This is a genomic window from Erysipelatoclostridium sp. AM42-17, assembly GCF_003480255.1.
Taxonomy (GTDB): domain Bacteria; phylum Bacillota_I; class Bacilli_A; order Erysipelotrichales; family Coprobacillaceae; genus Faecalibacillus.
Genome location: NZ_QUIN01000003.1, coordinates 42,897 through 67,870, shown reverse-complemented (window position 1 = coordinate 67,870; position 24,974 = coordinate 42,897). Strand labels below are relative to the sequence as shown.

Here is a 24,974-nt window from a genome sequence, read left to right as displayed (position 1 = left end):
CCTATTTAATGCCAAAAACTTTTTTAGCATTAAACGTTGTCGCACTTGCAACGTTTTCTATCTCCATGTTCTTTAGCTTAGCTATTTCCTGGGCAATATACACAACATTTGCAGGCTCATTTAACTTTCCTCGATATGGGTGAGGTGTTAAATAAGGACAGTCGGTTTCAATTAATAAATGTTCTAAACCAATATTTGCTGCCACATCTTTAGGAACTCTGGCATTTTTAAATGTAACTGGTCCAGCTAAAGAAATATAGAACCCTAAGTTAATAAATCTTTTAGCCATTTCTACCGATCCACTATAACAATGCATGACTCCTGGATGTCCATGGTGTTTTAACATATCATAAGTATCTTCATAAGCATCGCGGCAATGAATTAACACTGGTTTTTGATGTTTCTTTGCTAATATCATTTGCTTATCAAAGATTTCTTTTTGCTTTTCAGGAGTAACATCATCCCAATAATAATCGAGACCAATCTCTCCTAATGCTAAAACACGTGGATCTTCTAAATACTTATCGATTATGTTTAAATCTTGATCTGTTGTGTCTTTGCAATCATTAGGACCGATTCCTACAGCAGCATAAATAAAATCATATTCATGTGCGAGTTCAACGGCTCTTTTCGATGATGTTAAATCATAGCCAACAACCATCATATATCTAACATCATTAGCTAAAGCATTTTTGATAAACATATCGTGATCAACATATAATTCGTCACTGTTTAAATGACAATGTGTATCAAAGTACATAGAATCACCTCGGTTGACATCCTAACAAATCTAGATGGTTTTGTCAAATTTCTAAAGTTCACACAATCATCCATAATAAATTTAAGTTGATTAAATCGACATGTTTTTTATTTTTGTTTTATAATTATTTTTTATTTTTAGACAAAAGAGAAATTTAAACATAGATTATCGTATTCTTTATCATTTTATGCTATATATGTCTTATTATGTCAAAAGACAGCATTGTTATCTCATGCTGTCTTCATAATTTAATATAAACATATGGGTATCATCTTTAATAATTTTTAAATCATAATTATATATTTCTTTCAATGATTGTTGATGAATCACTTCTTGTGGTTTTCCTTGATATAAAATCTTACCTTTTTTCATAGCAATGATTTCATCGCTATAATAAATAGCTTGATTAATATCATGATGAACCATAATAACCGTAATATGATATTCTTTATTTATTGTCTTAATCAAATTTAAAATTTCTATTTGTGCTTTAATATCTAGATAGGTTGTCGGTTCATCTAGTAATAAATAAGGTGTTTTTTGAGCTAATGCCATGGCTAACCATACTTTTTGTTGCTGACCCCCAGATAAATTTCTTAATAATTCATTTTCTATTGATTTTAAGCCTGTAATTTCTATAGCCCAATCAATGATTTCATTATCTTTAGATCCTAAATTTTGATAATAATTTAAATAGGGTAAACGACCTTGACCCACTATGGTTCGTACATCAAGATCACTTGATAGTTCGTTTTTTTGGTGAACTATAGCCACGTTTCTAGCAAATTCTTTTAACTTATAATCATCAATATTCTTATTATCTAAAACGATTTGTCCTTTTTGTACTTTATAAATATGCCCTAACAACATAAGGAGTGTAGATTTTCCACTGCCATTTGCTCCAATAATGGTCGTTAGTTTCCCTTTAGATATTGATAATGATAAATCTTGTATATAAGGTTCTTGATTATAGCTAAATGATACTTTTTTAATCTCCATGTAATTCATGACTCCTTTTTAACAAGATAATAAATAATGGGGCACCAATAATAGCCATAATAAATGATGGGGAAATTTCATAAGGAGCGATAATGACTCTTCCTATTGTATCAGCTAACAATAGGACAATTGCACCTAACATGCTACATGTTGGAATAAGATAACGATGTTGACTGCCAACAAGTAATCTTGCTAGATGTGGTACCAATAAAGCAATAAATCCTAAAATTCCTACAACAGCAACCGATATACTACACATCATGACTGCTATTAACGATAAAACCAAACGATATGTATTAACAGGAACACCTAATGATAGTAATGTTCGATTTGAAAAGTTCATCAAATCACAAGCCTTGGCTAGAAACATCATCATAATCATTAAAGGTAATAAATAAATGAACAATAGCCAAACATCATGCCAAGAATAAAGGGTAACGGTAGATACAGAACTTGATGAAGATGTCATACTTTCAATCACTTGAATTATTGCGTTAAAAAAGTAATGAATAGCCACCCCAATTAAAATGACTCTTGTTGTATTCAATCCGTCTCGCCACGATAATCCATAAATCAAAATAAACGCTAATAATCCTCCAAGTCCTGCTAGTAAAGGTTTGATTGTATATAATTCAGGTAAGATTATTCCTACTAATAAATGAGCTAAATAAGCACCACTACTCATACCTATTAATCCCGGATCAGCGAGTGGATTTTTTAAAACAACTTGAAATAATAAACCCGATAATGCTAAGGCACATCCTGATAATATAGTCACAATGATTCTAGGAAATCTAATTTGATATACACTGGCAACTTGTTGATCGTATTCGATAAATAATCCTTTAAGCAACTGAACAAACGAAACTTTAATTGAGCCTAAATTAATAGCGATAAAAAAACATACAATCAATACTATTAATAGTATTGTCATTAATAAATAAGGATGTCTTTTAATTTGCTTCATATAGTATATCCTCTAATGATTCTAATCCTTTTTGGTAATTAAAATTAGCACTCATTCCAAAATATTTATGATTTAAATCATAAACTTTTTGATTTTTAACTGCTTCAAATTGTGACCATGCTCCATTATTTTGGAATTCTTGTTTAAAGTATTCTTGAACCTGCTGTGGCATAGCATGTGAGGTTCTTAATATAATATCTGGATTTTGTTTTAACATGTCTTCAACACTGACGTTAATAAAGTCTTGACCATCACCACTACCATATATATTCGTTCCCCCTGCTAGTCTAACAAGATCTCCTACATAACTTGATTCAGTAGCAACGACATAACTTCCTCCTGGTAACCCCATTAAAATAAGAACTCGAGGGCTTTGTTGGTCTTGATGTTTTTCTCTAAAAGCTGTCATATAATCAACATATTCATTAATTAATTGATATGCTTGCTTTTCATGATTTAATAGTTTTCCTAATTCTTGAATACTTTTATACATTCCTGATAGACTATTTAAATTAACAAAACTTGAATTTAACTTTAATTTTTTATATTTCTTTGCTAAATCCCCTTCTAATGATTGTGGACTTAATATTAAATCTGGCTTTAATTGAGACAACTTTTCCATATCCGGTGACATTGCTGTTCCTATTTTTGTAGCCTTTTGATATCGTTTAGGTATGCTATATGACTGTGTTTCAGGGATACCTACAACTTGGTCTTTAGAAATATTCAAAGATACTAATATTTCACTGATAGCTATTGATGTTGAAACAAGTTTTACTTGTTGACTGTGAGTTTCTTGATTTTGGTTGACACAACCTGTTGTTACGATCATTAAACATAATATGAGTAAACTATTTTTTAATTTTTTTAACATAAATAATTCCTCCCATAATAACAAGTACAACTCCTATCAGCCATTCATAATGAAATGATTTTTGTTTAGATTCTTGCTTGGATTTCTTCAAGTTCTTTTGTGTTAACTTTAGCTTGGTATTTATTTTACCATTTTGATCAAATAAATAACTTTTTAAGCCTTGTCCTTCTAATAAGGATTCTTTAGAGATAGTCCCAACTGTTACATGTTCAACTTGATTTTCTGTTTGTTGTTCTTGAACTGTATCTGTGTTTTTATTAACAGAATTTGTATTTTTCGTACTTGTTTCATTGTTTGTCTTTTGTTGTATTGCCTCAGTTGAGCTTGTATTTTGATTTGATGGTATCATTTGACTTTTATAAATTCCTGTTCCCGGTGTTGCCGATTCAATATGTGGCTTAATAAAAAATTGAACATCTCTTGCCATTGGTGAAACATAAATAATAGGACTAATATATACATCTAAAGAGCTTACTTGAATACGATAATGATTGACAGTATCTCCGTTAGCACTAGAACTTCCAGTTTGACTACTCCCCACAGAAGAAAATGTTCCTAGACTATTCATGATTTTAAAACGAACATTTTTTACATTTGACGCTAATCCTAGTCCAATGGTGATATAGTATTTTTCTCCTGTTTGTTCAATTAAAAGTTGATTTTCAACAATATTTGAGACCATACTATCACCTAACGTAATATTTGTTCCTCCATCTTCAGTTTGACCTGTAAGTGGATTAACATAACTGGTTGTACGTGTTACTAAATATGCACCATCATTGAATCCATAGACTGGTGTTGGCATAAGTAACATGAATATAAATAATAAAGATGCGACTTTTATTTTCATTTTTCCTCCATTCAAATAAACAATGAGGCATTTTGTTATGCCCCATTATCCTATTTACATAATTCTTTTTTTATTGTGTATCCTGCAAAAACTAATGATACTAGCATTAAACTGATAAATAATCCAATTGATTGTTGATCCCCAGTTTGTACTGCTTTTGATTTTTGATTAACAGTGGATGATTGTTGACCTACTGTTGTAGGTGTTACTGGATTCTCTTCAGTTTTATTTGTTTGCTCATTTTTAGGTTCTGTTGTTGGTTGATGAGGTTGTTCTGGTTCTTCAGGATTCACCGATTCAACATATTTTAAAGTATTATAATTAACTTTAATTCGAGCACCTAAATCCATATTTCCCATCATTGCTACATGTGGATTCATCACTACTGAAATATATTCTTCTTGATGTGGTAATTCAAATGACCACAATGTTGGATTTCCTTGTTCATCACGACTTTCCACGGTTGCACTATGGTCATGATAATTAGATTGCATTGATCCTATGTATAATTCTTGTAACCAAGCAGTAATTGTCCCCATCCTCATTTCCTTACCAGTTAAGTACATTGTAGTTTTTCCATCTTTTACTACTATCCTAGCTTGTTTTTCTAAAGCTCCTGCAGCCATAGATGCTTGATCTTTGGTTTCATTCCATAAATCCACATCTACTGTATAAGTTCCCTCTTTAGTTAAATCTACTGCTGCACAAACAGTATTCAAACTTGTTAATTGTATACCAAACATCAACATGAATGATAAAATAAGACTTGATAATTTTTTCATTTTCTTCCTCCCTACAGTTAGCGTAAACTAACTATAGACAGTTTATCATCCTTAATAGATATTTCAATGAGTGATTTTGTTTCACATATGTAACAAAATTACTCATATATTAATAATCTGTAATAAAAAAATATGTTTCGTGAATGAAACATATTTTAAAAAAAGAAAAGTCCAGAAATTCTGGACTTTTCATATCTATTATTTTTCGAAATCAAATTCTTTAAATACATCACTTACTGGTAAGTTATTTTCAATACTTTCAATTGTTTTAGCAAGTAATGCAGCTACTGATACAACATGTAATTTATCGAATGTTTTTTCTTCTGGTAGAATAATTGTATCTGTAACAACAACTTCTTTAGCAGCAGATGTTTTTAATCTTTCTACAGCAGGTCCAGAGAATACTGGGTGAGTACATGCTACGAATACATCTTTTGCTCCTTTTTCTAATAACATATCAATACCAGCAACAATTGTACCACCAGTATCAATCATATCATCAATCATAATACAGTTTTTACCTTTAACATCACCTAATACTCCCATGATTTCAGCAACATTAGGTTTAGGTCTTCTTTTATCAATAATAGCAACTGGAGCATCTAAGGCAACGGCTAATTTACGAGCGCGTGTAGCTCCACCATGGTCTGGAGATACAACACAAATATCTTCAACACCTTTATTTTTAAAGTAATTACTAATTAATGGTAATGCTTGCATTTCATCAACTGGAATATTGAAGAAACCTTGAATTTGAGCTGCATGTAAATCAACAGTAACAACTCTGTTAACTCCTGCAGTTGTAAGTAAATCAGCAACTAATTTTGAAGTAATTGGTTGTCTTGGTTTAGCTTTACGATCTTGTCTAGCATATCCAAAATATGGGATGATTGCTGTAATTTCTTTAGCAGATGCTCTTTTTAAAGCATCAGCTAAAACTAAAATTTCCATTAAGTTTTCAGTTACTGGGTTTGATGTTGATTGAACGATAAATACATCTTTACCACGAACTGATTCATCAATTTCAACTAAGATTTCTCCATCAGCAAAATGATGAACTTTAGATTTACCTAATTGACATCCTAAATTGTCACAAATGTCTTTAGCTAATTTGACACTTGATGATAATGCAAATACTGTAATTTTGTTTTTCATTTCCTTTTCTACCTCTATTTTATTTTTTATTTATTTGATTTCTTTTTTCTTCTAATACTTTACTATATCCTTCTTTATTCACTTGTCTACTTCTTGCGATAGCAAAAGCATCTTCATGAACTTCATCAGTAATTGTTGATCCTGCAGCAATAAAAGCATTTTTACCAACAGTAACTGGTGCAACTAAATTGGAATTACATCCGACAAAGACATTGTCTTCAATCACTGTTTGGAATTTATTTTTTCCATCATAGTTACTTGTAATTGTTCCACATCCAATATTAACATCACTACCTACAGTAGCATCGCCAATGTAACTTAAATGAGCTGCTTTACTTCCTTTACCAAAAGTGGCTTTTTTCATTTCTACAAAGTTACCCATATGAACATTTTCTAAGATATGACAATGATTTCTAAGTCTTGCATATGGTCCAATATCAACACCATTTTCAATAATTGAATCAGCGATAACTGAGAATTTAATTTCTACATGATCTTTGATTTCTACATTATCAAATTCACAATATGGTCCAATATGACAATGACTACCAATTGTTGTTTTTCCTTTAATGATACATCCTGGTTCGATTGTTGTATCAGGTCCGATTTCAACATCAACACCAATATAAGTATTATTAATATCAATGATGTTAACACCATTTAGTAAATGTTTTTTATTGACTTTAAGTTGTAATTGTTTTGTTGCTTCAGCAAGTTCTACGCGGTCATTAATACCACCTACTTCAGCTAAATCAGCAATTTTATAACCACCTACATTTAAATGATCATCATTCATAATTTTTAATACATCTGTAATATAATATTCATTTTGGGCATTATCATTGGTTACTTTTTCTAATGCTTTGAATAATGCTTGGTTGTCAAAACAATATTCACCAACATTCATTTCTTTAATTTGAATTTGTTCTGGTGAACAATCTTTGTATTCAACAATTCCTGTTACTTGATCGTTTTCTTTAATAATACGACCAAATTTCTTATCAAGATCACAATCACATGTCATTACTGTACCTTGTAAATGATGATCATTGTGATATTGAATTAACCCCTTTAATGTTTCTTTAGTAATAAGTGGTGCATCTCCATTTAAAACAATAGTTGTACCCTCTTTATCACCTAAAACACTCCTTGCTTGCATTAAAGCATGACCAGTTCCTAACTGTTCTTTTTGTAAAACAAACTCAACGCCATCAACTAATTTTTCAACTTCTTGCGCTTTATGTCCTACAATAACGTAGATACCATCTACGCCTAAACCTTTTAATTCATCAACAATATGACAAATCATGGGTTTATATAAAACTTCATGAACAACTTTAGGCTTGTCGGATTTCATTCTTGTTCCTTTTCCGGCTGCCATAACGACTGCATATGTTTTCATTGCGTCACCTCTCTACGGTCAACATTCTAACAAAATATTTACATAAATTAAAGATAAAACATGACAAAAAGCCTCACTTTTTGTCATTTATTTAGAATATCTGTCTTTCTAACAAAATAGTATTTTCCTTTAAAGTATTCATAACCTGCTTCTAATACTTTTTCATCTTGAGTAAGTCCAAATACACAAGAACCACTACCAGACATTAAAGACCCATCAAAACCTAATTCAATCATTTCTGCTTTTATTTTTTTAATATCAGGAATCATTTTAATTGATGGTCCTTCTAGGGTATTTTGTAAGTTATCAATTACTCCTTGATAATCTTTATTTTCTATCGCTTGTTTCATTGTACGACAATCTTGATGAACAACTTGACTTAAATCTAATTGATTAAATGCTTTTTTAGTAGAAACACCTTTTTTTGGTTTAACTAATAATAAATGTGCATTAAATGGAGTTTGAATAAATTGCAATTTTTCACCTACTCCTTCTACAAAAGCTGTTTGTTCATAAATACAAAAAGGAATATCAGCCCCTACTTCTTTACCTAGAGCAGCCATTTCTTCCATTGATAAATTTAATTTAAACAAATGATTCATAGCTTTAATAATTGCTGCTCCATCAGCACTACCTCCCGCTAATCCTGCTTGAGTAGGAATATGTTTGTAAACAAAAATTTTAATTCCTTTTTTCAAATGATATCTTTCTTGCATGAGTTTAGCGACTTTATACATAATGTTTCTTTGATCTGTGGGCATGACTTTACTATTAGATTTAATTTCTATCCCTTCTTTAATGACATCTACATAAATTAAATCATGTAAAGTAATTGGTGCCATAATCATTTCTAAATCATGATAACCATCTTCTCTTTTTCGTACAACATCTAAAGCTAGATTCACTTTTGCATATGCTTTTACTTTCATAACTGTTACCTCGGATATAAATTTCTCGCCACGCCTCTAGTATCAATACCACCTATACCAAGTTGTTTATGCGAGGTTTTATCTATAATTTTTTCTAAATCTACATATTCCTTTACACTTGCATTTGCGATTTGGCAAATGACTACCACCGGATCTAATGCATGAATATTTTTTCTAGCGGGTGAAGAAGCAAAGTTCGCTCCAGCCGCTAATAATAGTTCATAGTATGATTGACATGCTCCAGCGAAAATAATTAAAGCATCTTTATCATCTTCATATTCTCTTGCTTTCATGATGGCTTGAACATAATCTTGACTATGAAGATAATTATGACTTTCTTTTTGATTACTATCTTTTTTCAAAGCATCATGACCTGTAATCACTAATAAATCTGGTTTATGTTTTTCTAATAAAGGAATGATATGATCTTTTATTTCCTCTTCCTTATAATAATAACCTATCACGCGTATTCCATACTCATGATATTTATTTAAACACATTTTTAAATAGTAAGGATCGCCATCAATGTGTAATACTGATCCTTTTAAACAACGAGGATTATCTAATTGAATATCTTCATGAGGTTCGTTACTCTCTTTTATTTCCAAATCACTTTCATCACTGTCAGCAACTAACCGATATTCAATACCTCTTAAATAATAAATATCATCTTTAATATCTACTATTTCAAAACAGATGTCTTTGCCATATTTTTTACGGCAAACATGATCACCAATTTTCATATCATCACCATTATATTTTATGTTCTTTTATATAATCTGTGATTTTTATAAAATCTTCGATCTCTAATTGTTCACTTCTTGTTTTTTCATTAATTCCACACGCTTCTAATATTTCTTGAGCTTGTGAATATTGCTGTTTTAGATTGTTATAGATTGTTTTTCTTCTTTGTTTAAAACTGACATCTAATACTTCTTTTAATTGAGGATGATAATGACGATTAAGTGATATTTTCATAATGGCACTATCTACATGAGGTCGAGGTATAAAAACATTTTTTGATACAGTAAACATGTATTCTATCATACCACGATAATGAATCATCATGGTAAGGGGGCTTTTATAATCACCACAATACTTTTTAGCGACTTCTTTTTGTACCATCACAATCATTTCATCAATAGCTACTTGACTATAAACAATTTTTTCAATAATTTGAGTTGTAATATAATAGGGTAAATTAGCTACTAAGATGACTCTTGGATATTTCTCTTTTATCTTTTCAATTTTATCTAATGAACTACTTAAAAAGTCTTCAAAAATAATATCCACTTTTTCTTGATCAATAAAGTCATGATAGACCGGTTTAAATCTTTCATCAATTTCATAACTATAAACATGACCAGCATATTGAGATAAAATTTGAGTTAAAGCCCCAATTCCGGGACCTACTTCAATCACGGCAGTATTTTGGTCAACATTTCCACAGGCTACAATTTTTTCAACGACATTGACATCAATTAAAAAGTTCTGTCCATATTTTTTTAAAGCCTGTAAATGATAGTGGTCTAATATATATTGAGTTGTTGAAATACTTGCTATGGGTTTCATTGTGTCTCCTTTTTTAACGCATGTTGTATATCTTGTTTTGTGATACCGACCATGTTTAATCTTTTAAATAATGTTTTAGCATTTCCATATCCTAAATGAAATAATTGATAAACTTGTTTTCTTCTTTGACTATCACCAATAATATCTAAAGATAAGAATTCTTTCCAAGTAATAGATTCTTGTTGTTGGTGAAAAGTGACCACATTTTCTAATGCTTCGACAATCGCTTCTTTTCTCGCTTCTGCAATACCTAATTTCTTTTTACCACGGGCATCCTTTTTTTCGACAAATGCATGTTTACAATCAGGTACAACTTCACTTACTTGGTTTCTTATTTTCATACCTGGAAAATCAGGATCAGTTAAAACAATCACACCCCTGATTTTTCCTGCTTCTTTAATGAGTTCTAAAGTTTGATCACTTAAAGCTAAACCATGGGTTTCAATAGTATCTACATCAAAAAGTTGTTTTAATGTAGCTGTATCCGTTTTTCCTTCGACAACAACAATTTCTTGTATTTTTTTCATTTTATCACCTACAATTTGTCTTAATCATAACATACATTTAAAGTAAAAAAAATAATCTAACTTTCGTTAGATTATTAATCTTCCATCGCATATTTGAAATATTGTAGTCCCATATAAACTACGCTTACTCCCACCAACATTAATATAATACCCAAACACATAAACAACACCCCTTCGTTAATTTAATTATATGATATTAAAATAAGAAATGCAAGGTATCTTATATTTCATTTTGACGCTTTAATTCGAGTAATTTTTTTAAATCATTCATCTGTTCTATGATTTCTAATCCACGCTTTGTATCCTTGATATATTCTTGATTTTTAGCTGTATAGATAATCATTGAATCATATTCTACATCATGACGATAAGACCCTACATGTACATGATGTGTTTTTAAACGCATTCCATGAGAATTGCTTATTAATGTATATCCGGCTACTCCCGTTTTCTTTTGATTTTGTTTACAAAATCCACCATCAATCATAATTAATCTTCCATTTCCTTTTAAAGGACTTTCACCATCTTTTACCCTGATTGGTGTATGTCCATTAATAATATGACAATCTGACCCGTATAATCCAAATTCTCTTAATAATGTAAGACATATTTTTTCATCTTCAATATAGTGATAATAACTATTTTTTAATTCTATTCCTGGTTGATCTAGGATAATCTTTCTGCCACATAATGGAGAATACTGACCACACCATAAATACCAAAAATAATCTGGTTGTTGTTTCTTTTGATAGCATTCATTAATATAGTGATCAACATAATCAAAATAAGCTTTACCTTTTAATATTTGATCAAAGTGATGATACTGATAAAGCTGTCCATTTTCATCTAAAGGAATACAACCATGTAATAATAAATTATGATTTGTTTTTAAATAAAGCGAACCTTTTTGAAAGATAAAGTCCATATGCTTTTTTAAAGGCATACTACGAGTAAAACTATGTTTTAATTCTTTAATAATGGCTATTTGTGATGGTGATAGATGAGCTGGATTTTGGTTTTGAATACGATATTCCATATGCCAATGAGGATATTGCTTAATGAGTTTTAATTCACATTGCTTGATTAATTCTAAACAATATAGCTCCATAGCTTTATTCGTTTCTTTTTGAGGATAACACTTCGTTGCTTCTAACATTAAATTTCTTAAGGGAATACCATAGTATCTCTCTAACAAAGCTAAATTTTGATAATGAACACAATTTTTGACCACAGTTACAATACAAGCCTCTTGACCAAGATACGCTCCCATCCATAAGATATCATGATTACCCCATTGAATGTCTACTCTTTTATACTCTATTAAATCATTAATGATTTTATGAGGATTTTTCCCACGATCATAAAGATCACCTAAAATATGTAATTTATCGACGGCAAAGTGTTTAATTAATTTAATGATTGTTTTTATAAAATCATCTTGTTGGTGAAGTTCAATAATCATATTAATAATCTTTAAATGATAAATATATTTTTGATCCATTTCATCTAATTGAGCATGAATTAATTCATCAATAATATCGGCATAATCTTGTTGAAGATAATTTCTAATTGTTGTTCTTGTATATTTTGAAGTAATATAACGTGCTAGTCGAATTAGTCTTAATAAACATTGACAGTACCATTCATTCGTTTCCTTTTTAGGTAAATATAGATCTGGATAATAGATTAATTGACAAAAATCATTAATCTCTTGATTACTCATTTCTTTTTGAAAAAGAAAAATGACTTTTTCTTTAATGACTCCTGAACAATTATTCATTAAATGTTTAAAAGCATCATATTCACCATGTAAGTCAGAGATATAATGTTCTGTTCCCTTAGGAAGATTTAAGATTGATTCTAGTTTAATTATTTCTTGAATAATAATAGAATCTGTAGGATATTCTTTATTTAAAAGTGCCATATATTTATCTTCCATTGTTTTCATATAACTTAAAACCATCTCCTTTATATTATGCTTTTTATCATGTCTTCTTTTATCATATCACCTGTAAATATAAATCTTGATTTTCATTTAAATTTAAACTTTTGTTTATGAAAAAAGGACTGATGAGTCCTTTTATTGTTTGGCATTTAATAAGATTTTTTCTGCTTCACTATTCCATAAACCATTTGTTTTACTTACAGCATCAGCAAGTTGTTTGAATAAAGGATCAGTTTTTCCTAATTCTTCAAAATCAGCAATTGCTGTTAAAGGCATATTAATATGAGTATAAATTAATTTTTTACCTCCAGGAATAGTTGGTAAGTTCTTTGTTGTTTCAACTACAGCATCTAAACCACCAATATGAGTAATCATAACAGCAGTTTGAATTAAACCTTGAGCATCTTTATCAATTGCTTCTTTCATATCATCAATTGTTCCACCGGTACTTCCTAAAATACGATGTCTTGAATAATGACAATTATATAAATTCATTGGTGCAGCAAACTTAGCATCTGTAGGTCCAGCAAATAAGTTGATGTTTCCATCATATGCAAGTAATTGATCTCCCATTTCACATACTGCTGGAATAGGTACATAAACATAAACATCATCATATCCTTTACCACCTGTTATAGCCATCAATTCTTTAACTGGATCATCCATTTTTGCTGTATTGACATAATGTAATTCTACACCATGACTCGCTGCATATTCTTCCGAAATAACTGAACGAGCACGAGCAATTTTAGCGTCATCAATATCTGTAACAACAACACGTTTAGGTTTATTTTCATAAGTTAATGAATAGCTTACAGCACCTAATCCCATTGGTCCACAACCACCTAAAATAATGATATCACCATCTTTTTTAGTACCCATAACATGATCATAACATCCTGGTACAGTATGATAATGACTGTGGAATCCAGAAATAACACAACACATAGGTTCTGCTACAGAAGCAGCAAAGTAGCTATCTCCTTCAAATGTCCATAAACAACCAGCTTCAATAATATCATTAGGGAAAATACAATATTCTGTATCTCCTCCACACCATCTATAAGAATAACCTGGTGATTCCATTTGTCCTGGAATGGCAGGTTGTTGGGCGAATTTTTGTCCTGGTTTAAATTTATCTTGCCATTTTTTTCCTACTTTTACGATATCTCCAGCAAATTCATGACCAATAATAATTGGATTATCATAAACATCATTAGGAACACGTTTATGTTTTGCTCCTTGTTTTACAGTTTTATATGTTGACATACAAATACTGTCAGATACGACTTTTACTAAGATTTCATCATCTTTAATTTCTGGTAATTCAAATTCTTCTAATCTAATATCATCAACGTCATATAAACGTACTGCTCTTGTTTTCATTATGTTTGTCTCCTTATTATTTAAACTCTATAGATACTTCATTGACTAATTTTTCAATAACTGAAATATGTGGGGCTTTTGTTCCCTTTGTCATCACAGCTCCTGCTGATGTAGCTACTGCCCATTTAATTAAACGAACTAATTCAAAATCGTGATCAATTCCATAAGCTAATGCACCAACCATGGAATCTCCTGCACCTACTGAAGAATGTGGTGTAATTTTTAAACCTTTTACACGTGCTACTTCATTATGAGTAATGAAGATAGCACCATCAGCTCCAAGTGAAATCACAACCATTTCAATACCTTTGTATAATAGTTTTTTAGCATGGTCGATTAATTCAACATCATTGACATCTTCACTTAATTCAAAGTATTTACATAATTCATATTTATTAGGTTTTATTAAATGTGGTCCTGCTTCAATACCTGCGGTAAATAAATCACCATCAGCATCTAAAATGACTTTAGCTCCTTTATCTTTTAATAACTGTGTTAATTCTTTATAAATATCTTGAGGTACACCTTTAGGAACACTTCCAGACAAGACAACAATATCTCCCGGTAAAGTCATTTCTAATAATTGTTTTTTCATCGCTAATAAATCATCAGATTTAATTTCTGTTCCGATTTCATTTAGCTCTGTCAAGTTCATATCTTCGTCTAAAACTTTTAGATTCATTCTTGTATTTCCTTCAACATGTTTGAAGTCATACTTTAATCCTAATTCATCTAATTTCTTTTCAATCCAAACACCATTATCACCAGCAACAAATCCAGTACAGATTGATTCTCCTTTTAATTCTTTGATGGCTTTAGAAACATTAATTCCTTTACCACCAACATCCAACATCACATTGTCTAAACGGTTTAATCCATTACAAACCATTTTTGTGACTTGTGCAGTTTTATCAATTGCTGGATTTAAAGTTACTGTAATAATCATTTTATTATTCCTTTGTTAGAACATCATAGATATAATTAATATCTTTTGATTCTACAATTTGATTTACTGTATCCATATCACATAATTTTAAAGCTATATTGGATAGAATTTCCATATGGGCATCACCATTAGCAGCAATACCAATAACGATTCTTGCTTTATTGCCATTCCATTCCACACCATCAGGATAAATCATCACAGCCATACCTGTTGTTTTTACATAATCTTTTACATCGTATTCTCCATGAGGAATAGCTAAATCATTACCTATATAAGTTGTTAAATCATGATCTCTTTTTAACATTCCCTCAATATAAGGTTCTTCTACGTATCCTTTTTCTACTAATAGTTTTCCTACTGCCGTAATGGCTTCATCACTTGTACATGATGAGCAGTCAAGAATAATTGATTCTTTTGCTAGAATCTGATTTGTATCTACCATTTCCATAATCTCCTTTGATATAAATTGAAGTCTTTTTTCATCAAGAAAATTATCTATTTCATATATCTTTAAAAATCTATACTTTCTATCTATTTGTTGAAGTAAGCTTTTTTGACATATAACAATATTACAATTTAAAGGGATATGATACACTGAGCAATTGGAAACAAATATCTCACGGTTAACAAATTTTTTTAATAGGGTTGCTCCTAGGGCACTTGATCCCATTCCTGCATCGCAGGCAAAGTAAACATTAATATGTGCCAATTTTTTCTTCCTCCTTTATATAATCTAACATCCAGTTTTGAAGTAATGTGTTAAACATTTCTTTTATTTGATTTTCATTATGATCGTGTAATTGTTTTATAAATTCTGCATTTTCTAATAGTTGGGCTGATATATATGACATTAATCTTTTTTGATATTCTTTACCATTTTCAGGGATAAGCATAAGGAGTGCTATTTCAATATCATGAAGTTCTTCATTTATGAAATAGTGTTGGTCAGGTTGAATAATATGGACGATACAATCATTAACAAGAGAAGTTGTTGTATGTAATAAAGCAAAATGAAATGAATGATAAATATTACTTCCTTTTTCTTCTCTTTTTAAGATTTGTTGAATGAGTATAGGGTTTTGAGTAACTTGCTTACATCCTGAAAGAATAAGATCATATTTGTTTGTATTAGCATTTAAAATGATCAGTTTCATTTGTTGAATTATATTTTTGATTGTTTCAGCAATTTCTAATAAGTCATATTTTTCTTTTTTTGTTTGTTTTACTTGCTTATGTTTTCTTTTTTCTTCTATGGCTTTTAAAATAGAAACGACATCATTTTGATTAAGCAAAGGCGTCACGTATAATGTATTTTCAATATCAAATGTAGAAATTAATAATTCGCATTGACTTGTTTCAATATCAGTGATTGATAATGGAACAAGATGCACATTGTAATCAACGATTCTTTTTATTCTTGCAATCAATAAAGATGATAAACCAATACCACTACTACAAATAACACCCACTTGTATAGGTCTTAAATGTGTAGTTTTATATCTTTCAATACCGGCTGCAAAGTGTAAGGCTAAATAACCGATTTCATCATCATTCATAGCATGATGATATGTACTTTCAATAACACGACTGGCTTGTTTAGTAATGTTAAATATTTCAGTAAAGTTTTCTTTGATTTCTTTTAACATTGGATTATATATAGGTAAACCGTATTCTAAACGAATAAGGGCTGGTTTTAAATGAGCAGTTAAACTTTGATATAATTCATAATCTGATAGTAAGTTATAGCCTGCTTCATTAAAAACCATCAGCATTTTATAAATGATATCACTATATTCTTCTGTTGAAGATTCTTGATCAATAACAGCAGGTTTCGCTGTTTGTAGATGAATAGCAATAAATGCACATTCCGTCTTTTCAAAAGTAATATCAAATGCTTGAGATAGATAAGTCATTAATTTTTTAGCTTTTGCATAAGCATTTTCATCATTGATAAGATTATAGATTTCTTGATTATCACTCATTGGCCTATTTTCTTGAATTCTATTGACTGCAATCATGAGATGTATAAGTAATCCCATATATGAGCTTTTAGCGATAGTATCAAGTTCTAATTCTTCATGATGTGCTTTAAAGACTTCGAGTATTTTTGTTAGTATTTGAGTGTCGATAAGTTTTTTAAGTCCTGGATTATTCTGGCTTGAAAGAATATTATTTGTTACATCTTCGATATCATAGCGATCAAAGTCAATATCAACAATTTGCCTTTGTACTGTTTTATTAATAATAACTGAAATAGCTTGACGAATATGCGTTTCATCACCAGTGACACCAACTCCATATCCAGGTCTTCTAATTAGCTGTATGTGGTATGTTTTAAAGAATGTTTCAAGATCATCTAAATCATGTGATATAGTCGCCTCTGATACTTGAAATTTGTTACTGTAATAAAATAGTTTTTGGATTTCTTTATTTCTTAATAGTTCTAAAGATAAGAGTTCTTGTCTTTCTTCTTTATCCATGTAATCAATTTTTGATCCTTGGATATCCATCATTAAATTTTGTTTATCAGCATCCTCACCAATAAGACGAATACCTTTTCCTTTTAAGGAATGAATTTGTAAATGATTTTTTTGTAAAGAGTCCTTGATTTGATTTAATTCTCTCATTATTGTTCTTGAGCTGATTTGTAATTCTTTTGATATTTCTTGATAAGTGACGTACTCATCCCTGCATAAATAAAACATGATAATTTTTGCTTGTCGAGATGAATACATATTCTTATCCTCCTATTTTAACTTTTCTACAATTTCATCATATTCACTACCACCCATAAAATTAGTAATAGGGAATACAACAACATTTGGAAGTAAATTGTTAACTCGTTCAACTAATGATTGATGAGTTACAACGACTTCTGTATCTTGAGGAATATCGTTGATAGCATAATGTGGTACATCAACATCAATTCCGGCTGCTTTTAATTTTTTTGTTAAGATTGTTGCACCCATAGCACTTGATCCCATTCCGGCATCACAGGCGAAAACAATTTTTCTTAATTGATTATAAGCAACTTTTTCTTCAGGTTTATTTTTCATACTTTCCATTCTTTCTTTTGCTTCTTCTAAATCTTCATCTTCACTTTTGGAAATCTTTAAGATAAATGATCCAACAAAGAAAGATACGGCTGTAGCGGCAACGACACTGATAATCACACCTAAATAACTATCAGATGAACACATTCCTAATATAGCAATGATGCTTCCTGGAGATGCTGCCGAAACAAGTCCTGAATTAAAAATTGTATTAATTAAGATTCCTGTTGCTCCACCGGCTATCGCAGCAATTAACAATAATGGATTCATTAAAATATATGGAAAATAGATTTCGTGAATTCCACCGAAGAAATGAATAATAGCTGCTCCTGGAGCGGATGCTTTAGATGATCCTTTACCAAAGAAACAATAAGCTAATAAGATTCCTAAACCAGGTCCCGGATTAGATTCTATTAAATAGAAAATTGATTTTCCAGTTGCGGCTGCTTCTTGAATTCCAATTGGTGAAAAGATTCCATGATTAATTGCATTATTTAAGAATAATACTTTAGCTGGTTCAACAATAATTGATAACAGTGGTAATAAACCATGTTTTACAAAGAAGTGAACCCCTGAGTATAAAACATCATTCAATGCAATACATGCTGGGTTAATTGCTAGACAACCAATTATTGCTAGAATGAATCCTAAGATTCCTGCTGAAAAGTTATTGACTAACATTTCAAAGCCTTGAGGTGTATGGTCTTTTAAAACACCATCTACTTTTTTCATTAAATAGGCTCCTAATGGTCCTGCAATCATGGCTCCAATAAACATAGGAATAGGTGCTCCTACTAAGACTCCTATTGCCATAATCGCTCCAACGATTCCACCTCTTTGACCATAGACATTATGACCTCCTGTATAGGCAATAAGAATTGGTAAGAGGAACTTATTCATTGGTTCTACTAATGCTGCCAGTGTTTTATTAGGAAACCATCCATCAGCAATAAAGAACGAGGCAATTAAACCCCAAGCAATGAAAACAGCAATATTTGGCATCACCATCGCACTTAATGTACGACCAAATTTTTGTACTTTTTCTTTCATTTTCCTTTGTCCTTTCTGTAGTTGTTCTCTTTACAATTCTTACTATACAAGCCCTTACATACAGTTACAATTTATTGAATTTGAAGTTTGTCACTTGGACAAATGGACAAAATTTAAGAGTCTTGGTATACCTTATGTTTAAAAGAATCTTCGTTAATTTTTTCATTATAAAATATTGTATATTATTTATTGACTTATGTCTATATTCATATTTCCAAGGAAATAAATGAGCAAAAAAAAGAGAAATAGTTTTGACTATTTCTCGTTATTTAAGTTTTTAAAGGCTGTTGATAACATAAGTTTAATACGGTTTAACTGGTTAACTTCACTTGCACCTGGATCGTAGTCAATTGCTACAATGTTACTTTCAGGATATTTTTTACGTAAAGCCTTAATCGCTCCTTTACCAGTAACATGGTTAGGTAGACAACCAAATGGTTGCATACATACAATATTTGGTGCTCCTGATTCAATTAACTCTATCATTTCCCCAGTTAAGAACCAACCTTCTCCTGTTTGGTTACCGATTGAAACAATTTCATTTGCTTTTTTAGCTAAATGATCAATTGAAGCAGGTGGATCAAATCGATTAGATTTCTTCAATGCTTTAATCATATCTTTTCTTAAGTAATCAACAGCTTTAACACCAAAGTTACATAAACGGGCTGCATTTTTAGTAGCATTAAAATGTTCGTGTTCAAATTGTGTACTATAGAAACAATATTGGAAGAAGTCAATTAAATCTGGCATGACTGCTTCGCCACCTTCTCTTTCAATAATATCAACAATTTGATTATTTGCTGTTGGATGGAATTTAACTAGGATTTCTCCTACTAAACCAACTCTTGGTTTTTTAATATCTAATAAAGGTAATTCATCAAATTCTTTAACAATTTGATAAACATTCTTTTTAAATTCTTTTAAACTTCCATTACATACATTTTGATTACAACGTTCTAACCATGATTCATATAATTCATTAGCACTATTTTTCTTAGCTTCATATGGTCTTACACGATAAAGAACACGCATAAATAAGTCACCATACATTGCCCCAATAATAACCTTTTTAGCTAGACTATATGTAATTTTGAATCCTGGGTTAGATTCAATTCCTTGTAAGTTAGCACTGATAACCGGAACTTGTTCCATTCCTGCATCTTTTAATGCTTTTCTAATAAAGGCAATATAGTTGGTAGCACGACATCCTCCACCAGTTTGCGAGATAATAACTGCTGTTTTATTGATATCATATTTTCCACTTGTTAATGCTTCCATCATTTGTCCAGCTACTAAAATACTTGGATAACATGCATCATTATTTACATATTTTAAACCAGCTTCAATAGCACCTTTATCTACTGATGGTAAGACAACTAAATTATAACCACTGTTTTGCATTGCTTTTTCTACAAATTGGAAATGAATTGGTGACATTTGAGGACATAAAATAGTCCATCCTTGTTCTTTCATTTCTTTTGTAAATGGGACTTTAGTTGGCTGATAACGTGGTGGTAAAGTTTCCGTTTGTTCTTGTTTTAAGATTGTTGCTTTTAAAGAACGGATACGAATACGAATAGCTCCTAAGTTACTTCCTTCATCAATCTTAATTAAAGTATAGATTTTATGACGAGCATTTAAGATTTCAGCAACTTGATCAGCAGTCACTGCGTCTAAACCACATCCAAATGATGTTAATTGGATTAATTGTAATTGTGGTTGGGTAGAAACAAATGAAGCTGCATGATACATTCTTGAGTGATATGTCCATTGATCTACAACACGCAATTCATCAAGTTCTTGATCTAAATGACAAACACTGTCTTCTGTAAGAACCGCCATTCCTTCACCAGTAATCAAATCAGCAATACCATGATTAATTTCTGGGTCAACATGATAAGGTCTACCTGATAAAACAACCCCCATCATATTGTTTTCTTTTAGATATTTTAAAACAGTTTCTCCTTGTTCTCTAATATCTAATCGACATTGTTGTAATTCTTGATAAGCATGTTCAATTGCTTTTTTTAGTTCACTATCTTTAATTTGGAATGATTTAAATTCATCTTTTAAGTTAGTAAACATTGTCTTTTTATTACTTAAATCCATAAATGGATTTCTAAAAATAATTTGATCTTCTTCTAAATGATCTACGTTATTTCTAATAACTTCAGGATAAGAAGTGACAACTGGACAGTTATAATGGTTTCCTTGATGAATATTTTCTATTCTTTCATAAGCTACTGATGGATAGAATATGTATTTAATTCCTTTTTCAATCAATGACTCAATATGTCCATGAACTAATTTAGCTGGATAACATACACTTTCTGAAGGAATTGTTTCAATTCCTTTTTCATATATCTTTTTACTTGAACGAGGAGATAAAACAACTCTAAATCCTAAATCAGTAAATAATGTATGCCAGAAAGGATAGTTTTCATACATATTTAATACTCTAGGAATACCTACCGTACCACGATATGCCTTTTCATTAGATAAAGAACGATAGTTAAAGATACGACGATATTTATAATCATATAAGTTTGGTAATTTTTTAGATACTGGAGGTAAGTTTGCTCCTCTTTCACATCTATTACCACTGATATGTTCACTACCATCATTAAATGTAGAAACTGTTAACATACAATGGTTAGTACATTTTTGACAATAACGAATAGAACTATCATATGTAAATTCATTTAATTGTTGGCGATTTAAAATTGTTGAGCCTTTTCCTTCATCACGTTCTCTTGCTAGTAAAGCAATTCCAAATGCTCCCATTAATCCTGCAATATCAGGACGAATAGCATGAATACCTGTTTCTTGTTCAAAGGCACGTAATACTGATTCATTATAGAATGTTCCCCCTTGAACTAATACTGATTGACCAATACTTTCTGGTGATCTTAATTTAATAACTTTATATAGTGCATTTTTAATAACTGAATAAGCTAAACCGGCTGAGATATCTTCTATCTTAGCACCTTCTTTTTGTGCTTGTTTTACTTTAGAATTCATAAATACCGTACAACGTGATCCTAAGTCAATTGGGGCTGTTGATTCTAATGCTAGATTAGCAAAATCTTGTACGTTATATCCTAATGATTTAGAAAATGTTTCGATAAATGAACCACATCCTGATGAACATGCTTCATTTAATAAGATATCTTGAATAATACCATCTTCTATTTTAATTGCTTTCATATCCTGACCACCAATATCAAGAATGAAAGAAACATCTTCTTTAAAATATTTAGCTGCTGTAAAGTGAGAAATTGTTTCTACTTCACTGGTATCTAATTTAAATGCTGCTTTAATTAAAGCTTCACCATACCCTGTTGATCCTGCATAAGCGAGTTCAACACCCTCAGGCATGACATCATATAATTCGTTTAATATCTTAACTACAACTTGAATAGGGTTTCCTTCATTAGAAGAATAGAAAGTATATAAGACTGATCCTTGATCATCAATTAATACAGCTTTAGATGTTGTAGATCCTACATCAATTCCTAAATAAGCTTTACCTTGATATGTTTTTAAATCATTTTTCTTTACTTTTGTATGATAATGACGTTCTCTAAATTCTTTTTTATCTTCTTCAGATTCAAATAATGGTTTTAATGTTTGAGTTTCATCATGAATACCATCTTTTAGATTTTCTAATTCAGTAACAAGATGTGCTAATGATGTTGTTTTAATTTTATCTTCTTTAGATAAAATACATGCTCCCATCGCCACAAATAATTGTGAATTTTGAGGGAAAATAATATCTTCATCTTTTAGATTTAAGGTATCTATAAAACGTTGACGTAATTGATCTAAGAAATATAATGGTCCTCCTAAAAAAGCAACTTTTCCACGAATTGGTTTTCCACAAGCTAAACCACTAATAGTTTGATTGACAACAGCTTGGAAAATACTCATTGCAATATCTTCTTTATTAGCCCCTTCATTAATTAAAGGTTGTATATCAGTTTTAGCGAAAACCCCACAACGTGATGCTATTGGATAAATCTGAGTATAATCTTTAGCTAATTCATTTAAACCTCCTGCATCAGTTTGTAATAAAGATGCCATTTGGTCAATGAATGCTCCTGTTCCTCCGGCACATGTACCGTTCATACGTTGTTCTAATGAAGATTCAAAATAAGTAATTTTTGCATCTTCACCACCTAATTCAATTGCTACATCACATTCAGGAATATAGGTTTCTACTGTCTTAGTACAAGCAATCACTTCTTGTACAAATTCAACATCTAAGTATTTTGATAATGATAAACCACCTGATCCAGTCATCACAACATTAACTGGTAAATCACCAAATTGGTCTTTGACTTCTTTTAATAAGGTTTCAATTGTTGCTTTTACATCAGAAAAGTGGCGCATATATTTTGAAAAAACACATTCACCTTGTTCATTTTCTAAATAAATCTTGACTGTCGTACTTCCTACGTCAATCCCCATATAATACTTCTTATCCATTTTTCTCCTCCTTATTGAGATTGTTTTTCATCTTATTTACCACATTAAAAAAACAATCAATCTCTTCTGGATTCAATCCTTGAATTAATTTTAATTCGATATCTTTTTTTCTCTCTGTAATACTTTGACTTATACATAACGCTTTTTCCGTAACCACCAATTTTTTTAACCTTGCATCATAGTTTACTTCTTCCTTTATAATATAACCTTGTTGTTCTAATGAATGAAGTAAACCTGTAGCAGTTGAACGACGAATATCAAATTCTCTTTCAATATCTTTTTGAAAAACATCTTCTTCACTACTCAATAAATAAGCAAGGATTAATCCTTGCGGTCCTGATATTTTTTCATTTGGCTGATTACAAATTCCATTTAACTTTCTACCAATTAATCTTGATAGAATCATAATTTCTAATCCGACACCTTTATGCATTTTTTTCTCCTTTTGTTAGGTCGCTAACATTATACTTTTTTATTCCTTAATGTCAATAAATAAGCCAAAATAAAAGTAGACAAAATTGTCTACTCATCTTTAAATAATGCTCTACCAATACGAATATATGTTGCTCCATGTTTTAATGCTTGATGATAGTCATTAGACATTCCCATTGATAACTGATTAAGTTCATACATTGGATAATCTTTTTGTAATCTTTGAAGTAATGCTTGTGTTTGTGCAAAATACTTTTCTGTTTCAGTCTCATCAATGTTAGGTGCCATCATCATGAGTCCTTTTACATCAATATGTTTATACTGTTGAACTTGTTGGAAAACTTCATCTATTTCTTCAACTTCAAAACCATGTTTACTTTCTTCTTTAGCAATATTGACTTGAATTAATACCGGCATCACTAAATCATGTTTTGCTGCCTGTTTTTCAATTTCTTTCATTAACGAATAACGATCTACAGCATGAATTAACTTAACTTTATCAATAATGTATTTTACTTTATTAGGTTGTAATGTCCCAATAAAATGAAAATCGCCTTGACCATGATATTTTTCATATTTATCTAGAAAAGCTTGTACTCTATTTTCTCCAAAACATTGAACACCTAATGCTTCTAACTTTTCGATTTCTTTTTCATCTACATATTTTGTTGCTGCAACAAGTGTTGCTGGTTGTACTTCATTAAGTATTTGTTTTACTGCTGTTTCATTTACTATCATATTATCACCGTTCCTTTAATCATTATCTATTGTAAAACGAAACCAGGGTTATTGTCTAGGTTTTGTTTTTTATAAACTGTCCATTATTTTTTAGGCAAATTGGCTATTTTTTTAATGAC

At 30.5% G+C, this 24,974-nt stretch carries 21 protein-coding genes; all 21 read right to left on the bottom strand.

The features are described from left to right. Position 1: 1 nt before the first annotated feature. A complete protein-coding gene (locus DW911_RS02375; RefSeq protein WP_118432630.1) occupies positions 2–760 on the bottom strand; it encodes a TatD family hydrolase in 759 nt (252 codons plus the stop codon). Positions 761–985: 225 nt separating this feature from the next. Beyond that, positions 986–1,759, bottom strand: a complete 774-nt coding sequence (locus DW911_RS02370) for an ABC transporter ATP-binding protein (protein ID WP_118432629.1) — start codon at positions 1,757–1,759, stop codon at positions 986–988. Continuing rightward, positions 1,749–2,726, bottom strand: a complete 978-nt coding sequence (locus DW911_RS02365; protein ID WP_118607416.1) for a FecCD family ABC transporter permease — start codon at positions 2,724–2,726, stop codon at positions 1,749–1,751. Before DW911_RS02365 ends, DW911_RS02370 begins: the two co-directional genes overlap by 11 nt. Continuing rightward, positions 2,713–3,600, bottom strand: a complete 888-nt coding sequence (gene isdE, locus DW911_RS02360) for a heme ABC transporter substrate-binding protein IsdE (RefSeq protein WP_118432627.1) — start codon at positions 3,598–3,600, stop codon at positions 2,713–2,715. Before isdE ends, DW911_RS02365 begins: the two co-directional genes overlap by 14 nt. Continuing rightward, entirely contained in the window at positions 3,578–4,450 is an 873-nt protein-coding gene (locus DW911_RS02355; RefSeq protein ID WP_118432626.1) for a heme-binding Shp domain-containing protein, read from the bottom strand. The genes isdE and DW911_RS02355 overlap by 23 nt, the downstream gene beginning before the upstream one ends. Before the next feature lie 50 nt (positions 4,451–4,500). After that, on the bottom strand, positions 4,501–5,232 hold the full coding sequence (locus DW911_RS02350; RefSeq protein ID WP_118432625.1) for an NEAT domain-containing protein: 732 nt from the start codon (positions 5,230–5,232) through the stop codon (positions 4,501–4,503). Positions 5,233–5,430: 198 nt separating this feature from the next. Then, positions 5,431–6,387 (bottom strand): ribose-phosphate diphosphokinase, encoded by a 957-nt coding sequence (locus DW911_RS02345; RefSeq protein WP_118432624.1) that lies wholly within the window; start codon positions 6,385–6,387, stop codon positions 5,431–5,433. A 19-nt stretch (positions 6,388–6,406) separates the two neighbouring features. Continuing rightward, entirely contained in the window at positions 6,407–7,789 is a 1,383-nt protein-coding gene (gene glmU, locus DW911_RS02340) for a bifunctional UDP-N-acetylglucosamine diphosphorylase/glucosamine-1-phosphate N-acetyltransferase GlmU (protein WP_118432623.1), read from the bottom strand. A gap of 83 nt (positions 7,790–7,872) precedes the next feature. After that, the gene (gene ispE, locus DW911_RS02335; RefSeq protein ID WP_118432622.1) at positions 7,873–8,718 is read right to left on the bottom strand and encodes a 4-(cytidine 5'-diphospho)-2-C-methyl-D-erythritol kinase; all 846 of its coding nucleotides are present in this window, start codon (positions 8,716–8,718) and stop codon (positions 7,873–7,875) included. 5 nt (positions 8,719–8,723) lie between these two features. Continuing rightward, complete coding sequence (locus tag DW911_RS02330) at positions 8,724–9,461, bottom strand: sporulation peptidase YabG (RefSeq protein ID WP_118432621.1); 738 nt, start codon at positions 9,459–9,461, stop codon at positions 8,724–8,726. Between the two features lie 10 nt (positions 9,462–9,471). Next, positions 9,472–10,290 carry a 16S rRNA (adenine(1518)-N(6)/adenine(1519)-N(6))-dimethyltransferase RsmA gene (rsmA, locus tag DW911_RS02325; protein WP_118432620.1) on the bottom strand — a complete coding sequence of 273 codons (819 nt, stop codon included), beginning with the start codon at positions 10,288–10,290 and terminating at the stop codon, positions 9,472–9,474. Continuing rightward, positions 10,287–10,817, bottom strand: a complete 531-nt coding sequence (rnmV, locus tag DW911_RS02320; RefSeq protein WP_118607415.1) for a ribonuclease M5 — start codon at positions 10,815–10,817, stop codon at positions 10,287–10,289. Before rnmV ends, rsmA begins: the two co-directional genes overlap by 4 nt. Positions 10,818–11,037: 220 nt before the next feature. Then, positions 11,038–12,765 (bottom strand): fructose-bisphosphatase class III, encoded by a 1,728-nt coding sequence (locus DW911_RS02315; protein ID WP_158575432.1) that lies wholly within the window; start codon positions 12,763–12,765, stop codon positions 11,038–11,040. A gap of 132 nt (positions 12,766–12,897) precedes the next feature. Beyond that, entirely contained in the window at positions 12,898–14,148 is a 1,251-nt protein-coding gene (locus DW911_RS02310) for a zinc-binding dehydrogenase (RefSeq protein ID WP_118432617.1), read from the bottom strand. 16 nt (positions 14,149–14,164) lie between these two features. After that, positions 14,165–15,094, bottom strand: coding sequence for a 1-phosphofructokinase (gene pfkB / locus DW911_RS02305; RefSeq protein WP_118432616.1), 930 nt, complete (start codon positions 15,092–15,094; stop codon positions 14,165–14,167). Positions 15,095–15,098: 4 nt separating this feature from the next. Next, complete coding sequence (locus DW911_RS10910) at positions 15,099–15,536, bottom strand: PTS sugar transporter subunit IIA (protein WP_158568181.1); 438 nt, start codon at positions 15,534–15,536, stop codon at positions 15,099–15,101. A gap of 253 nt (positions 15,537–15,789) precedes the next feature. Next, positions 15,790–17,829, bottom strand: a complete 2,040-nt coding sequence (locus DW911_RS02295; RefSeq protein ID WP_118432614.1) for a BglG family transcription antiterminator — start codon at positions 17,827–17,829, stop codon at positions 15,790–15,792. A gap of 12 nt (positions 17,830–17,841) precedes the next feature. Further along, complete coding sequence (locus DW911_RS02290; protein ID WP_118607413.1) at positions 17,842–19,197, bottom strand: PTS mannitol transporter subunit IICB; 1,356 nt, start codon at positions 19,195–19,197, stop codon at positions 17,842–17,844. 255 nt (positions 19,198–19,452) lie between these two features. Beyond that, positions 19,453–23,685: a 2-hydroxyacyl-CoA dehydratase gene (locus DW911_RS02285; protein WP_118432958.1), complete on the bottom strand. Its 4,233-nt coding sequence runs from the start codon at positions 23,683–23,685 to the stop codon at positions 19,453–19,455. Continuing rightward, the gene (locus tag DW911_RS02280; RefSeq protein ID WP_118432959.1) at positions 23,678–24,118 is read right to left on the bottom strand and encodes a MarR family winged helix-turn-helix transcriptional regulator; all 441 of its coding nucleotides are present in this window, start codon (positions 24,116–24,118) and stop codon (positions 23,678–23,680) included. Before DW911_RS02280 ends, DW911_RS02285 begins: the two co-directional genes overlap by 8 nt. Positions 24,119–24,207: 89 nt before the next feature. Continuing rightward, positions 24,208–24,855: a YggS family pyridoxal phosphate-dependent enzyme gene (locus DW911_RS02275; RefSeq protein WP_118432960.1), complete on the bottom strand. Its 648-nt coding sequence runs from the start codon at positions 24,853–24,855 to the stop codon at positions 24,208–24,210. Positions 24,856–24,974 lie beyond the last annotated feature (119 nt).